Raw genomic sequence first — 15,171 nt, forward strand, 5'->3', positions numbered from 1 at the left:
CAGGCGGCTCACGCGATGGCGGCGATATCACCGTCGTCGAAGTAGATGGCCTGGTGGAGTCGGCCGCCGAGGGCGACGGCGTACCGGGCAACCACTTCCTGGCCGGAAATCCGGCCCTGCTCGATCTGGGAGACCCGCCCCTTGGTCACCCCCATGCGCTCGGCCACCTGCTGCTGAGTGAGGCCGCGGGCGCGTCGTACCTCGGCGAGGCGATGCCCGACGACTTGCGCGAGCAACTCCTGCTTTCCGGCCGCAACGGCCTCCTCGCCGCCGGCCCGCTGTACGTACTCCGACCGAATATCCGACCACCGCACATGTCCACTCACCGCTGGCCCCCCTCCTGCTGTGCGCGTTCCTTCAAGTAGATCTCATAGCGTTGTTCGGCGAGCGGGATGGCCTGTTGGTACCAGCTCTGCCACTGGCCCGCCTTGTCGCCCGCGACCAGCAGGATGCTGGCGCGCCACGGGTCGAAAACGAAGAGGATGCGGACGGTGCCGGGTCGCAACTCCTTGAGATTCGCCAGCGACGACCCCCTGATCGTGTCGACCAGGGGGCAGCCCAGCCCCGGTCCTGCTTCGGCGAGCGCGTCGATGGCCTGGACGACCCGGACGAATGTCGCCTCGTCGAGGCTGTCGATCCAGGCACGGACCTCGTCGACGACGAAGACGTCCCACTCATCCTGCGGCACCCGAGGAGTATACCAATAGCTATACACTGTCACTGCGACTGTCGAACCGATCGGTGCCCCGGGTTCGGTGACTTTTCGGGGTGGAGTGGGTACTGCCGGGCGATGTTCTTCATCTTTGGTCTGCGTACCAAGGTCGACCGGTCCGGTGTCGTGCAGCAGGTCTGCCGCCACTGCGGTAACCACGCCGCGCAGGTGATCACCCGCCGGTCGACGAAATTCACCCTCTTCTTCATCCCCCTCATCCCGATCCGCACCCGGTACGCGCAGCAGTGCACGTTCTGTGGGGCGCAGTACGAGATCGCCAAGTCCGACGCCCAGCGCCTCCCGGTCGGCTGAGCCGCAGATGGCCCGCTTCCTGTGCTGGCTGATCGGTCGACCGTCGTCGACCGGACCCGTCGTGCACACCGCCGCCCGCCCGCCGTGCACCCCCGGCCGGCGTCTGCGTCGACCCGTGCGCCGCCCGCTGGCCGGCACCGCGCTGCCCCGCTCACCCTGGAACCGCTCCGCCGGCCGCTGACCTGACCCGCCGGCCGGTGCGCGACACAGGCCGTCACGAAGGCCCGGGCAGACCGCATCGACCTGGATGTTCGGCCCTGGCGGCGTTCCCGGGCGCTGGCTAGGCTTTCGGGGTTTGCCGTGGACCGGTCCGCCCGACTGTGCACACACGACGAAGAGCCGGAGCGACCGTGTCGCGACAGGACGTGAAGCAGGCCGCGGGGCAGCTCAAGCCCATCGGCCCGATCGTCGCGGTTGCGGTCCTGGTCGTGGAGGCCGGCTGGTTGGCCGCCGCGCTGCCCGGCGCCGCGCTGGTCAGCGACGTGGGCGCGCTGTTGGTGGCCGGCTGGGCGACCGTCGCCTGTGCCGGCGTGGCCCGTCGACACCCGGCCCCGCTGCGCCGATTCTGGACGCTGCTCGCGCTCACCATGGCGCTCGCCGCGCTGGGCCGGGCGACCTGGACGGCGCAGCGGCTCGTCGGCGGAGACCTGCCGCACACCCCGCTGGTCGGGGTGGTCTTCACCGCCGGCATCCTCACCGGCACCGCCGCGCTGCTCAGCTCCCCGTCCGGGCCCCGGACCGGGGTGGGGCGGGCCCGGACGCTGCTGGACGGCGTGATCGTCGCGCTGGCCCTGGTGCCGATCGGCTGGGTGCTGGTGTTCCGCGGGGTCGCCGCCGCCGAGCTGGCCGACCCGGCGCGCACGCTGGGGCTGCTCTACCCGATGTTCGACCTGATGCAGCTCACCATCCTGGTGGCGGTGGCCGGGCCGACGCGACCACTGTGGCGGCCGATGAGCGTGCTCGCGGTGAGCCTCACCATCCGGGTGGTCGCCGACGTCGTCTACGTCTCGCTGGTCGCCCGCGGTGACTACGCCGCCGGTCACCCCATCGACCTGTGCTGGCCGCTGAGTTACCTGCTGATCGGCCTGGCCACCGGAAACCGGCCGCCGCCGGACTGCGACGGCACCGACGAGACCGCGGAGTCGCCGCTGCCACCGTGGTGGCGGGTGGCGCTGCCGTACCTGCCGGTCGGTGGAGCGATCATCGCGGTGCTGCTGGCCCGCCGGCCCACCGGCCAGACCCCGCCGCTGGTATTCGTGTCCATGATGGCGTTGCTCGCCGCTCTCGCCGTGCGTCAGGGGCTGGCCGCCAACGAGAACCTGCGCCTGGTGGCGCGACTGCGTCGGCTCGCGTACGGCGACCAGCTCACCGGCCTACCGAATCGGCTGCTGTTCAACAGGCTGCTGCGCCTGGCTCTGCGCGACGGCCGGCCGGTGGCCGTCCTGTTGCTCGATCTCGACGGGTTCAAGCAGGTCAACGACCGGTTCGGGCACGCCACCGGCGACACCCTGCTGACCGGCTTGGCGGCTCGGATGCGGACGGCGGTGGGTGGCGACGGCACCATCGCCCGGCTCGGCGGGGACGAGTTCGCGGTGCTGGTCGAGGGGGAGGGGCCGGTGTCGCCGGAGCGGCTGGCCGAACGTCTGCTGGACGCCCTGCGGCCCTCCGACGGTGACGAGGACGTGGGCGTACACCCGTCGGCGAGCATCGGCATCGCCGAGTACGGGCCGCAGCACGCCTCGCACACCGACCTCCTGCGCGACGCCGACATCGCCATGTACGCGGCGAAGGCGGCCGGCAAGTCCGCGTACCGGACGTGCACCCCGGGCCTGCGCGAGTCGGCCGTGTCCCGGGCGGAGTTGATCGCCGACCTGCGCCGGGCCGTCGACGAGGAGCAACTGCACCTGGAGTTCCAGCCCATCGTCGACCTGTCCAGCGGCGCGGTCCGCAGCGCCGAGGCGTTGGTGCGCTGGCGGCACCCTCGGCTCGGGATGCTGCCGCCGGCGAAGTTCCTGCCGCTGGCCGAGGAGACCGGGCTGATCCTCCCGATCGACCGCTGGGTGATCCACGAGGCGTGTCGGGCGGCGGCGACCTGGCGGGCCCGCGCGCCGGAGGCGACGGTCGCAGTGAACATCGCCGCTGCACACCTGCGCCGGCCCGACCTGATCGCCACGGTCACGGCGGCCACCGCCAGCGCCGGGCTGGCGCCGCGCGCGTTGACGCTGGAGTTGACCGAGTCGGCGTTGATCGAGGGGACCGACGCGGTGCTGGAACGGCTGCACCAGCTGCGGGAGCTGGGCATCCAGATCGCCATCGACGACTTCGGTACGGGCTACTCGTCGTTGAGCTACCTGCACCGCATCCCGGCCACCGAGCTGAAGATCGACCGGTCGTTCGTGGCGCGGCTGGGCACGGACGACCGGGCGTACGCCACCGTGGAGATGGTCACCCGGCTGGCCGGCGCGTTCGACCTGGCGGTGGTCGCCGAGGGCGTGGAGACCGAACGCCAGCACGACGCGGTCACCGCGATCGGCTGCCCACGCGGCCAGGGCTATCTGTACGGGCGTCCGGACAGCCCCGCCACGGTGGGTCAGAATCGGGCTTGACCCTGACGTAACGGCAGGCGGGAGTCTGGTTCCCGGAAGGGAGGGGAACCATGGCGTACACGGTGGGTCAGGTGGCGAAGATCGCCGGCGTAACGGTACGGACGCTGCACCACTACGACGAGATCGGCCTGCTCTCGCCCAGCGGCCGGACGCCGACCGGCTACCGCCGCTACGACGACGCGGACCTGCAACGGTTGCAAATCGTCCTGTACTACCGCGAGCTGGGTTTCCCACTTGAGGAGATCACCGCGATCATCGACGACCCGGCGGCCGACCCGGCCGCGCACCTGCGCCGACAGCACGAGCTGCTGACGGTACGGATCAAGCGGTTGCAGGAGATGGTCGCGGCGGTCGAGTTCGCGATGGAGGCGAGCAAGTTGAACATCCAACTCACGCCGGAGGAACGGTTCGAGGTCTTCGGCGACTTCAGGCCGGAGGAGCACGAGGCCGAGGCGGAGCGGCGCTGGGGTGACACCGACGCGTACCGGGAGTCGAACCGGCGGGTCGCCGGCTACCGCAAGGACGACTGGCTGCGGCACAAGGCCGAGAACGAGGACTGGGGCCGGCGGATCGTCGCGCTGCTGGCCTCGGGCGCACCGGCGGACGGCCCGGAGGCGACGGACCTGGCCGAGGAGCACCGGCAGCTCATCAGCCGCTGGTTCTACGAGTGCTCGTACGAGATGCACACCGGGCTGGCCGACATGTACCTGGCCGACGAGCGGTTCACCGCGTACTACGAGAACATCGCCCCCGGCCTCGCGGCGTACCTGCACGAGGCGATCCACGCCAACGCGATCAGCCGCGCCTGATCGATGAGGTGGCCGGCCGGAAACGGCGGTCGGTGCGGTCCGGCTACTCTGGCCGGACCGCACCGCGGTACGCGTCGATCGGCGACCGGCCGGCGGGCGCGCCCCGCTCAGGGGAGATGACCGTGCAGAAGCCCAAGCTGGTCGCCGTCGGCGCTGTCCTCGTCGTGGCGGTCGCGGCCGGCGTGTGGGCCCTGGTCGCCGCCGGTGACGAGCCGGAGGCGGGCCGCCCGTCCGCCGGCACGTCGACCGCGGCGACCGGCGCGGCTCCGGCCCCGACCGATCCGGCCGGTGTGCTGGTCGCCGCCGCCGCGAAGGTCGACGAACAGCCGTACCGGTTGACGGTGGGCAGCGGCGGAACGGCCGAGGGGGACACCACGGTCCTGGTGTGGGACCCGAAGGCGCGACGCGGCACGGAGACCACCTCGCTCAAGGTGCCCAACGGCGAGGTGAAGATCGAGCGGCTGAGCACCGGTCCGGACGTCTACGTGCGGGTCAGCGCCCCGGACCGCCGGATCCCGGTCTGGGACGGCAAGACCTGGTGGCACGTCGGCAGGCCGGGTCGGCCGGTCACCAACAAGGGCCTGGACAACACCCGGCTGGCCAGCACGCTGACCGCGCCGGCCGCCGTCCGCCAGACCGGCACCCGGGAGTACGCGGGCACGCTGGACCTGCGCGACAGCGCCGCCGTCCTGGGCGGCGGGATCGGCGGAGTGCTCGGCGACCGGGCCGCGAAGGTGCCCTTCACCGCCAGCGTGGACGAGCAGGGCCGGTTGGTGCGTTACCGGATCGAGCTGGCCACCGAGCAGGAGAAGACGGCTCAACTCGACCTGACGTACTCGGATTTCGGGCTGCCGGTGACGGCCGATCCGCCGGCGGCCGACCTGGTCGGGGAGGACCCGCCGGCGAACATCCCCGGCGCCTGACGCCGGTTCACTCCTCCACCGATCCGTCGCTCGGGGTGACCAGGAAGTCGTAGACGGTCCGGGCCATCCGGCGGACGGTCTCGTCGCCGGTCGCCATCGGGCCGGCGGTGAGGAACGCAACGGCGGTCTCGGTGCCGGGGATCAGGTAGTAGCCGACGTCGTGGGAGGCGTCCGGCAGGTCGCCGGTCTTGTGGGCCACCGGAACTCCGGGTGGCAGCGCCGCCGGGATCTTGGTGTTCAGGGTCTGCTCCCGCATGAAGCCGATCATCAGGTCGCGGGAGGCCGGAGTGAGGATCTCGCCGTCCCAGACCGCGCCGAGCAGCGACACCACGTCGTCCGGGCTGGTGTAGTTCTCCTCGCCGCGCTGGGCCGCCGCGCTGTCGAGCATCCGGCGGGCCAGGATGGTGGACCGCTGGTTCATCGAGTCGATCAGCGCGTTGACCGGGGCGAACCCGCCCAGGTAGGTGATCAGCACGTTGGCCGCGACGTTGTCGCTGTACTTGATCAGGTACCGGGCGAGCCGGTACAGCGTGACCACCTGCGGGAACGTCTCGAACTGGAGCTGGCCGGTGCCGCCGACCACGTCCGCCGGGGTGACCAGCACGCCGTCGTCGAGCGAGACCTGTCCACAGTCGACCCGGCGCAGCAGCTCCACCAGGATCCACAGCTTGATGACGCTGGCGGCCTTGGGGCGCAGCGCGCCGTTGACCGAGATCTGCTGGTCGCCGTACCGGCCGGACAGGTCCCGGACGGTGGCGCCGGACGGGTTGAGGCTGGCGTCGGCGACCACCCGGGCGAGCTGCCCGCTGAGCGGGAACAGCCGGGCGCCCTCGACCGGGTCGGTGGGTGGCTGCGGGCTGGTGACCACCACGCCGGTCAGCTCCACCGGCTGAGCCTGCGGCCCGGACACCACGAGCGTGCCCGCGCTGCGCCCGATCAGCGGCACCCGGTAGCGGAAGCTCCTGCCCTCGACGGTGACCTCGCCGCTGGCCACCCCGGCGGCGACCAGCATGTCCGGATCGGCGACCCGGCCGGTGTCGCCGTCGCAGGCCCGGTATCGCACGGTGTGCCCGAGCGAGTCCACCGCGAACGCACCGCCGGGAAACGACAGCCAGGACACCTCACTGGTCGGCGCCCGCTCCGGCGCGGGCTCCACGCCCGGCTCGTCGCTGCGCCCGCCCCCGTCCACCGGCCCGTTCCCGTCGACTGATCCGCCGTCGGCCGGTCCGTCGTTCCCCGCCGGTCCGTCGTTGGCTGGCTCGGTTCCGTACCCCGGCGTGCTCTGGCGGTCCGGCCCGGGGCCGTCGGCGGTGGCCGGCCCGGTCGTCGCGACGACGACCAGGGCGACCGCCGCCGCCAGCCACCCGAGGGATACGTGGGGGTGCGGCGCGAACAGGGAAGATGAGTGCTTCTTGTCGCTTTTTCTCACGTTTGCACGATAAGAAGCGTGGGAGGCGGATGGGGCGGCCGGGACCGCCGTCACCCGTCCGGGCGCTGATGTCCCCGGGAGCGACATACCTCAGAGGTATAAAGATGACTCTGCGGTATCAGGGGCATCAGCGATGCCCGGCCCGGGGAGGCACCTATGTTGATCATTGCCGGCAGTCTGCTCGTCGAGCCGGGCGCCCGCGACGACTACCTCGCTGGTTGCCGGCAGGTCATCGAACAGGCCCGCGCGGCGGCCGGCTGCCTCGACTTCCTGCTCGCGACGGATCCACTCGACCCGGGCCGCATCCACGTCTTCGAGCGCTGGGAGTCCCCGGAGCAGTTGGCGGCGTTCCGCGGCGCCGGGCCGGGCGACGCCCAGACGGCGGCCATCCTCGACGCCGACGTGCACCGTTATCTGATCTCCGGCGTCGAGGCGGCCTGACCCCCGCCCCGGGCGCTACACCAGCAGATCGAGCAGGAGTACGCCGGCGAAGCCGACCACCGAGATGAGCGTCTCCATCACCGACCAGCTCTTGATGGTCTGACCGACGGTCAGGCCGAAGTACTCCTTGACCAGCCAGAACCCGGCGTCGTTGACGTGCGAGAAGAACAGCGACCCACAGCCGATGGCCAGTGCCAGCAGGGCCACCCCCGGCCGGTCCAGCGTCGCGGCGAGCGGTGCCACGATGCCCGCCGCCGTGATGGTGGCGACCGTCGCCGAGCCGGTGGCCACCCGGATGCCGACCGCGACCAGCCAGCCCAGCAGCAGCGGCGAGAGGTTCGCGTCCTTGGCGGCGTCGGCGACCAGGTTGCCCACCCCGGCGTCCACCAGCACCTGCTTGAACCCGCCGCCGGCCGCCACGATCAGCAGGATGCCGGCGATCGGGGGCAGCGAACCGCCGAGCACCGAGGAGACCTGGGACCGGCTGAATCCGGCCTGGTAGCCGAGGGTGAACATCGCCAGGATCACCCCGGCGAGCAGCGCCACGATCGGCGTGCCGACGATGTCGAGCGTCTTGCGGCCCGCCGTGCCCTCGTCCAGCGTCAGCTCGCCGACCGCGCGGAGCAGCATCAGCACCACCGGCAGCAGCACGGTGATCACCGCGGGCCAGAACGCCGGGGTACGCCGGGCGGTCTCCGTGCCGCTGTCGTCCACCGGCTCGCCCGGTTGACCGCCGCCCGGGTTGACGAGATCGTCGTCGGTGAGCAGGTCACCGTCCACATCGCGCCGGTCCGGCGCCCCGGCCGTGCCCGTCGTTCCGGCGGTGCCTGTCGTTCCGGCGGTGCCTGTCGCTTCGGTTGTGCCCGCGGGGGTGGCGGGCTGGCGGCGGGTGGGCAGCAGTGCGGCCGGTGCGGTCGCCGGCACGTACCGGGCGATGAAATTGCCGAAGACCGGCCCCGAGATGATCACCGTAGGGATCGCCACCAGCAGGCCCAGCCCGAGCGTCAGGCCCAGGTCGGCGTTGAGCGACGAGATCGCCACCAGCGGGCCGGGGTGCGGTGGCACGAGGCCGTGCAGCACCGAGAGGCCGGCCAGCGCCGGGATGCCGAGTTTCATCAGCGGTACGTCGGTCCGCATCGAGACGAGCAGCACGATCGGCACCAGCAGCACCACGCCGACCTCGAAGAAGAGCGGCAACCCGATGAGCGCCGCCACCCCGGCCATCGCCCAGGGCAGCGCGCGGCCGGACACCCGGCCGACGACCCGGTTGACGATGCCGTCCGCGCCACCGGACTCGGCGAGCAGACCGCCGATCATGGCCCCCAGCGCGATCAGCAGCCCGACGCCGCCGACAGTGGTGCCGACGCCACCGGTGAACGAAGTGATCATCTTGTCGGGCGCGACGCTGGCGACCACGCCGAGCACCGCCGCGCCGAGGATCAGCGACAGGAACGGGTGGACCTTGGCCCAGGCGATCAGCAGCACCACGGCGACGATGCCGAGCAGTGCGGCGACGACGAGTTGGCCGTCGCCGGCGGTGGTGACCGGCTCGGCCGGTGCAGCGAACGAGGCCGGCAACGCGAACGAAGCCGGGGCCGCGAACGAGGGCGGCGTCGCGAGAGGGGCCGGCGCGGTGAGCCAGGCCGGCGTGGCGAGGGAGGTCAGCGGTTCGGCGAGGGCGAGGGGTGGAAGCACGGCGATCACGACCTTCGGGACGGGGGTCGGCCCTGGGCGGGCCGGCCGAAGGGCCTACATCGGTGGTCCTGCGGGGGTGGCCGGCTCGGCGGGCAGGCCGGGCGCCAGCCGACGCATCGACGTGAAGGTGGGCACCAGCGCGTCGTACAGCTCGGCGAAGAGCGGCAGCAGCGCCGCGTACGTGGCGGCGGCGGCCGGGTCGGGGCGGATGACCTCCTCGATGCGGACCAGGTCGGCCGCCACGTCGATGCTGGGGATCAGGCCCAGCGCCTGCATGCCGAGCAGCGCGGCACCGAAGCTCGACCCCTCGCGGCCGGCCGGGAAGCTCACCGGCATGCCGAGCACGTCGGCGAGCATCTGCCGCCACAGGCCACTGCGGGCGAAACCGCCACCGGCCCGGATCTCACGGACCTCGTTGCCGGCGGCGCGCACGGAGCTGAGCACCAGAGCGAGCTGTTGGCAGACCCCCTCCATCGCGGCCCGGACGAGGTGTTCGCGGCGGTGCCCGTGGGTCAACCCGACGTACGCGCCGCGGGGCAGCGCGCTCCAGTGTGGAGCGCGTTCGCTGTGCAGGTACGGCAGCATGATGAGCCCGCCCGAGCCGACCGGGGCGCGGGCCGCGAGGGCTACCAGCTCCTCTTCGGGGTGCTCGCCCAACTCCGGCGCGAGCGCCGCGCCCGCCCACTTGAGGACGATGCCGCCGTTGTTGATCGCGCCGCCGACCGCCCAGCGGTCCTCGGTCAGCGCGTAGCAGAACACCCCGCCCAGCGGGTCCACGCCGGGGCGTTCGACCATGACCCGCATGGCGCCGCTGGTGCCGATCGAGCAGGCCACCATGCCGGGGTGCACCGCGCCCAGGCCCAGGTTGGCCAGCGGTCCGTCACCGGCGCCGACCACCACCGGGGTGCGTGGCGGCAGGCCGAGGGCGGTGGCGGCCCGCGGGGCGAGGCCGGGCAGGACGGCGGTGGTGGCGACCAGTTGGGGCAACTGCTCCTCGGTGATGCCGGCGATGGTCAGCGCCTCGGTGTCCCACTCGAGGGTGTGGATGTTCATCAGGCCGGTGGCCGAGGCGATCGAGTGGTCGGTGACCAGCGCGTCGCAGAGTCGCAGCAGCACCCATTCCTTGATGCCGACCCAGTGCGCGACGCGCTCGAAGAGCTTGGGCTCCTGCTCGGCGAACCAGAGCAGCTTGGGCAGCGGTGACATCGGGTGCATGGGCGTACCGGTGCGTCGGTGCAGGGCCAGCCCGGACGGCACGGCCCGCAGCCGCTCGGCCTGGCGGGTGGCGCGGGAGTCGGCCCAGGTCACCGACGGCGTGAGCGGGTTGCCGGCCGCGTCGAGCCCGATGAGGCTGTGCATGGCGGAGCAGAAGGCCAGGCCGGAGACCGGAACGGTCAGCTCGGTCACCACGGCCCGGATCGACTCGACGACGGCGGCGAGGATCACCTCCGGGTCCTGCTCGGCGTACCCGGGGTGCGGATCGTCGAGGGGGTAGGCGGCGGAGTGGCTGGCGAGCAGCCGCCCGTCGGTGTCGTACGCCATGGTCTTGGTGCTCGTGGTGCCGATGTCGACCCCGACCACCACACCGGGCAGGGTGTCTGGCGGCATGACCCTCACCCCCTCCGTGCGGGCGGTGCGGCGGCGTCGCCACCCGGCTGCGGCTGACGTTACCGAGACAGCGACCGCCCCGCACGACACGACGGAAGGTGAATCGACGCAGCAGTATCGCCCTATCGTCCGGGTTGCTCCGCCATTCGGATAGTTCGCCCGTCCTGGCGTGTCCCGGCCGACCGTCAACACTGTTAATCCGAGTGCACCCCGGATTGGTGGCCTGCGCGGCGAAGGAGTCGGCGTGGCAAAGACTGAATCGACGGGTTCCACGTGGCGGTACCGCTGGGCGCAGCGGCAGAACGTGCGGCGGGTCAGCACGTACCGCGGCGCGGAGACGGCCTGGCGGCGACGCGACGACGAGTTACGGCGGCTGCGCGCCCTGGCCGCCGACTTCCAGGGCTCCGCGGCGGCCGGCGCGGGCCTCCCACTTGAGCTGGTCGACGACGAGGTCGTGCTGTGGGCACTGCCCGCCGCGCAACTGGTCGAGGTGCGACACACGACAGTGCTGCCCGCGCCGGACCTGACGGTCGCCGCGCCGGCCGCGCCGCTGCGCCCACGCCGGCCCGACGGCGTACGCGTCACCGATGCCGGCATGGCCGTCATCACCAGCCGTCGGCTGGTCCTGCTCGGCGGACGCGGCCGGCGCGACTGGGCGTACGGCCGGATGACCGGCCTGGCCCACGACCCGGCGGCGCCGGTGACCCTGATCCAGGTGCTGGACCGGCGGCGTACCTCCGGATTGTTGCTGCCCACCGACGCGGCGGCGGACTTCCGGTTCAAGCTGACGCTGGCCTTCGCCGACGCGATCGAGCAGCGCGCCGCGGTGCTCGACCAGCTCGACGAGCTGATCGCGGAGCACGACCAGCTCAAGCCGTTCCGGCCAGCGGTGACCACGCCGGCGCAGGCCCGGCTCTCCTCGCTCGTTCCCGGTGGCCGTCGGACCATCGCGGTCGCCGCGGGCATCGCCCTACTGGTGCCGGCGGCGCTTCTCGACTCGAACCCGTCGGGCCCGACCCGCGGCGCGGAGGTCGCGGCGGCGGCCACTCCGGCGTCGACCCCCAGCGCGCTCCCCGCGCTGCTGCGCCCGGTGTCCCCGCCGCCCGCGCGCACCACCGCGCCGAAGCGGCCGTCGTCGCCGCGCCCGTCGTCCACCGCGACCGCCGGGCCGCGCTGCGGCGCGCCGGAAAATCCCCTGGGGTACGACTTCTGTGCCGGAACCCGGATCCGCCGGCCGGCCGCCGAGGTCTGCGACTGGTTCGACTGCGTGCCGCAGTTCTGGGCGGGCCGGGGCTATCTGGTGCAGTGCCGGGACGGCTCGGTCAGCCTGACCGGTGGCCGGGCGGGCGCGTGCGCCGAGCATCGAGGCGTCCGGCGGGCCATCACTCAGTAACGTGATTTGGGGGTTATTGTCCGCTTCGGTCGGCCAGAATGATCGGGTGGAGATCCGGTCCGATGATGGTGCCCGGGTGCGGATCCGCCCGGTCGGCTACCAGCCTGGCATCGACCCGCCCGACGATCCCGAGCGGGCCGCGCCGGGATGGCAGGACTGGCTGCTCATCGAGGTGGACGCCCGCACCGCCGACGGCCAGACCTGGTCGCACCACTACCCGAGCCTGATGGTCGAGGAGGCCCGCGCGCTGGGCAGTTGGCTGCACGGCCAGGCGACGGCGGCCGGCGGGCCGAGCCCGCCGCCGGCGATGGTCCGCTTCACCGAGCCCAACCTGGCCCTGCGCACCCGGGCGATCCGCCGCCGTCGGCTGGAGTTGACCGTCGAGTTCTCCGCCGAGTCGCTGCCCCCGTGGATGCGTCGGCCGGCCAATGCCATCTATCCGCTGGTCCTCACCGTCTCCGCGGACGCCCTCGCCGTCGCCGCCGACCAGTGGGCCGGGCACTGCGAGGCGTACCCGCCGCGTACCCGGTCGCGGTTTCCGGCCGACGGCCCACTGCTCGGCCCCCTGCCCCATCGGCGGCGCGCGGGCTGACTGGAGTACGGTGATCCGCGTCAGCGACGAGAAGGAGGTGAGCCCCGTGAACACCAGTTGTCACGTCTGGGCGCCCTTCTCGTCCGTCCCCCTCAGCTGACGTCTTCGCGTCGGGGAGTGCGCCCTCCTTCATCGGAGGACACATGTCTGTTTCACCGTTCCGCATCGACGTCTCCGATGCGGTCCTCGACGACCTGCGGGCCCGACTGGCCCGTACCCGCTTCACCGACCGCAGCGGCGACCGACCGTGGCAGGGCGGCACCGATCCCGACTACCTGCGGGACCTGGTGTCCTACTGGCACGACGGGTTCGACTGGCGTGCCCGTGAGGCCGCGCTCAACGCGTACCCCCAGTATCTGGCGCTCGTCGGCGGCCGGAAGCTGCACTTCCTGCATGTCCGCGCGGCCCGCCCGGCCGGTACGCCCGCGCCGCCGCCGTTGCTTCTCAGCCACGGTTGGCCCAGCAGCTTCGTCGAGATGCTGCCCCTGGTCGACCGGCTGACCAGCCCTCTCGGGGGCGCGTTCGACGTGGTGGTGCCGTCACTGCCCGGCTTCGGCTACTCGGAGCTGCCCGACGTGCCGCTGACCCGGGCGGTCCTCGCCCGGACGCTGCACGAGTTGATGACCGACGTGCTCGGCTACGAGCGGTACGGCGCCTTCGGCGGTGACGTCGGCGGTGTGGTCACCGGTTGGCTCGGTGCCCGGTATCCGGAGCAGGTGGCCGGCATCCACATGATCCATCCACCGTTCCCGGCCAGCTTCGACGACCGACCGCTCTCGGCGGCCGAGCGGGCGTTTCTGGACGCCGAGTCCACGTACGACGAGACCGACGGCGGCTACAGCGCCATCATGGGCACCCGGCCGGACACCCTCGCGGCGGCGCTGGCCGACTCCCCGGCCGGGCTGGCCGCCTGGCTCGTCGACAAGTACCGGGACTGGAGCGACAACCGCGGCGACCTGTCGAACAGTTTCGACACCGACACGCTGCTCACGATCATCACGCTCTACTGGGTGACCGGCACGATCGGCTCGTCGTTCCGGCAGTACGTCGACTTCGGCCACAACACGCCACGGCCCGACATCACCGTGCCCGCCGCGTTCACGGTGAGCACCGAACCCTCGCAGGCCAACTTCCCGCGGGAGATCGCCGAGCGGGCCTGCACCGACATCCGGCACTGGAGCGAACCCGGCCGAGGCGGGCACTTCATGCCGCTGGAGGAACCGGACCTGCTCGCCGGTGAGCTGAGGGAGTTCTTCACCTCGCTGCGCTCGTAGGGGCTGCCGCTACCGCTGCCGTCCTGATCGGCGGCTGCTCCGGTCTCTGCCGGAGCAGCCGCCGGTGCCCGTCAATTCTCTCCTTTCGGGCGCAACGGGAGACATCGATTCGACGAGCGTTGCCTGTCACGTACGTGAGCGGTTGTACCGCGTGTGACCGTGACCGCACTGCTGGCACCTCCCTCCTGGCGGCTCGCCTGGGCCGAGCGCGAGAACAAGCGGCGTCAGCGCGCGTACCGCGACGCCACCGCCGCCTGGCGCCTACGCGGGGACCACCTGGTCCGGCTACGGATCGAAGCCGCCGGGTTCCTCGGGTGTACGCAGCCACGTACCGGCCTCCCCGTCGACCTCGACGTCGACGAACTCGTCTTCCGGGTCGTACCCGTCGCAGAGCTGGTCGAGGCGGAGGCCCGGCACGTCGCCGGCCTGCCCACGCCCGGCGGCTGCGCCTTCACCGAGACACCCGACGCGGCCCTGCCGGCGGGCCTGCGGAGCGTCGACAGTGGCATGGCCGTCGTGACCAGCCACCGCGTGGCCTTCGCCGGCCGCGAGCACCGGCGCGAGTGGCGGTACGCGGACCTGCGCGGCGCCGCTCACCACCCCGGCGTGCCCGTCACCCTGCTGCACGACGACGGCCGACTCTCCGGGCTGCTGGTCCCGGCCAGCACCGCCGTGAACGTCCGCTTCTATCTCACCCTCGCGGCTGCTTCGGCTGCCGGGGATCGTGCCGCCGTCACCGCGCAGCTCGACGCCCTGCTGGCCGCGCACCAGGCATCCCCGCCCGTGCCACTGCCGGCGGTCGGGCCGGCCGACGCGCCGCTGACGGCGGTACGCCCCGACCGCCGGGCGCTCGCCGTCGCCGCCGTCGCGGCTGTGGTGTTCGCGGCGCTGGGCCCCGGTGCCGTGGGACCGTCGCAGACCGGCCCCCTGCGGCGGGCGGAGGCGGCGACCATCGCGCCCATCGAGCCGGCCGTGCGGAGCACCAGTGTGCTCGCCCCGCTACGGGCGCCCGCCGTCCTGGTGGCACCGCCGGCCCTGGTCCCGCCCGCCCGTCCGACCGAGCCGGCGCGGGCACCGGCGGCCGCCCCGCCCCGGCCCGTCGCGCCCGTCCCGTCCGCCGTTGTTGCTGCCGCTCCGGTCCCGACCACCGCTGCGGTTCCCTCCACCGAGCCGGTGCCCTCGAGCGCCCCCACCCCGTCGGCCAGCGCGTCGCCGACGTCCGCTCCGACGCCGACGGCTCCGCCCACGGCAGCCCGGCCCGCCGCACCGTCCCCGTCACCCACCACGACGCCCGATCCCACCCTGTTGACGGTGTGCCTGGATCCGCTGATACCGCTGGTGGACCGCCTGCTCTGCCCGCCCGCCGGGCCGTGACCT

General features: G+C 72.6%; 15 protein-coding genes. 10 read left to right on the forward strand and 5 right to left on the reverse strand.

Translation table 11 applies throughout. From position 1 onward, the window contains the following. Positions 1–8: 8 nt before the first annotated feature. Entirely contained in the window at positions 9–326 is a 318-nt protein-coding gene (locus tag ACFYPH_RS03980) for a helix-turn-helix transcriptional regulator (RefSeq protein ID WP_354863257.1), read from the reverse strand. Then, positions 323–688 carry a type II toxin-antitoxin system RelE/ParE family toxin gene (locus tag ACFYPH_RS03985; protein ID WP_387178707.1) on the reverse strand — a complete coding sequence of 122 codons (366 nt, stop codon included), beginning with the start codon at positions 686–688 and terminating at the stop codon, positions 323–325. Before ACFYPH_RS03985 ends, ACFYPH_RS03980 begins: the two co-directional genes overlap by 4 nt. A gap of 102 nt (positions 689–790) precedes the next feature. On the opposite strand from ACFYPH_RS03985, the gene ACFYPH_RS03990 reads away from it, so the two are divergent. The 5 genes from ACFYPH_RS03990 (at position 791) to ACFYPH_RS04010 (ending at position 5,362) form a co-directional block, all read left to right on the forward strand. Beyond that, positions 791–1,024: a zinc-ribbon domain-containing protein gene (locus tag ACFYPH_RS03990; RefSeq protein ID WP_007455911.1), complete on the forward strand. Its 234-nt coding sequence runs from the start codon at positions 791–793 to the stop codon at positions 1,022–1,024. Positions 1,025–1,031: 7 nt separating this feature from the next. Beyond that, complete coding sequence (locus ACFYPH_RS03995; RefSeq protein WP_354863255.1) at positions 1,032–1,205, forward strand: hypothetical protein; 174 nt, start codon at positions 1,032–1,034, stop codon at positions 1,203–1,205. A gap of 169 nt (positions 1,206–1,374) precedes the next feature. Continuing rightward, complete coding sequence (locus ACFYPH_RS04000) at positions 1,375–3,630, forward strand: putative bifunctional diguanylate cyclase/phosphodiesterase (protein ID WP_387178711.1); 2,256 nt, start codon at positions 1,375–1,377, stop codon at positions 3,628–3,630. Between the two features lie 50 nt (positions 3,631–3,680). Next, positions 3,681–4,439: a MerR family transcriptional regulator gene (locus tag ACFYPH_RS04005; RefSeq protein ID WP_387178714.1), complete on the forward strand. Its 759-nt coding sequence runs from the start codon at positions 3,681–3,683 to the stop codon at positions 4,437–4,439. A 122-nt stretch (positions 4,440–4,561) separates the two neighbouring features. Beyond that, complete coding sequence (locus ACFYPH_RS04010; RefSeq protein ID WP_387178717.1) at positions 4,562–5,362, forward strand: hypothetical protein; 801 nt, start codon at positions 4,562–4,564, stop codon at positions 5,360–5,362. 7 nt (positions 5,363–5,369) lie between these two features. On the opposite strand, the gene ACFYPH_RS04015 is transcribed toward ACFYPH_RS04010, so the two are convergent. Beyond that, positions 5,370–6,791 (reverse strand): serine hydrolase, encoded by a 1,422-nt coding sequence (locus ACFYPH_RS04015; RefSeq protein WP_387178720.1) that lies wholly within the window; start codon positions 6,789–6,791, stop codon positions 5,370–5,372. A gap of 156 nt (positions 6,792–6,947) precedes the next feature. Between ACFYPH_RS04015 and ACFYPH_RS04020 the strand changes: the two genes are divergently transcribed. Further along, a complete protein-coding gene (locus ACFYPH_RS04020) occupies positions 6,948–7,232 on the forward strand; it encodes a putative quinol monooxygenase (RefSeq protein WP_387178723.1) in 285 nt (94 codons plus the stop codon). A gap of 15 nt (positions 7,233–7,247) precedes the next feature. On the opposite strand, the gene ACFYPH_RS04025 is transcribed toward ACFYPH_RS04020, so the two are convergent. Together ACFYPH_RS04025 and ACFYPH_RS04030 are read right to left on the reverse strand one after the other, a co-directional pair. Further along, positions 7,248–8,810, reverse strand: a complete 1,563-nt coding sequence (locus ACFYPH_RS04025; protein WP_387179358.1) for an SLC13 family permease — start codon at positions 8,808–8,810, stop codon at positions 7,248–7,250. 171 nt (positions 8,811–8,981) lie between these two features. Next, positions 8,982–10,535, reverse strand: coding sequence for a gluconokinase (locus tag ACFYPH_RS04030; RefSeq protein ID WP_354855892.1), 1,554 nt, complete (start codon positions 10,533–10,535; stop codon positions 8,982–8,984). A gap of 244 nt (positions 10,536–10,779) precedes the next feature. On the opposite strand from ACFYPH_RS04030, the gene ACFYPH_RS04035 reads away from it, so the two are divergent. The 4 genes from ACFYPH_RS04035 (at position 10,780) to ACFYPH_RS04050 (ending at position 15,168) form a co-directional block, all read left to right on the forward strand. Next, positions 10,780–11,928: a hypothetical protein gene (locus ACFYPH_RS04035; RefSeq protein ID WP_387178726.1), complete on the forward strand. Its 1,149-nt coding sequence runs from the start codon at positions 10,780–10,782 to the stop codon at positions 11,926–11,928. 46 nt (positions 11,929–11,974) lie between these two features. Then, positions 11,975–12,520, forward strand: coding sequence for a hypothetical protein (locus ACFYPH_RS04040; protein WP_387178729.1), 546 nt, complete (start codon positions 11,975–11,977; stop codon positions 12,518–12,520). A 143-nt stretch (positions 12,521–12,663) separates the two neighbouring features. Then, a complete protein-coding gene (locus tag ACFYPH_RS04045; protein ID WP_387178732.1) occupies positions 12,664–13,794 on the forward strand; it encodes an epoxide hydrolase family protein in 1,131 nt (376 codons plus the stop codon). 159 nt (positions 13,795–13,953) lie between these two features. Beyond that, positions 13,954–15,168: a hypothetical protein gene (locus tag ACFYPH_RS04050; RefSeq protein WP_387178735.1), complete on the forward strand. Its 1,215-nt coding sequence runs from the start codon at positions 13,954–13,956 to the stop codon at positions 15,166–15,168. Positions 15,169–15,171: the final 3 nt, after the last annotated feature.

The sequence above is a fragment of the Micromonospora sp. NPDC005252 genome, assembly GCF_042872475.1.
In the GTDB taxonomy this organism is placed as follows: Bacteria; Actinomycetota; Actinomycetes; order Mycobacteriales; family Micromonosporaceae; genus Micromonospora.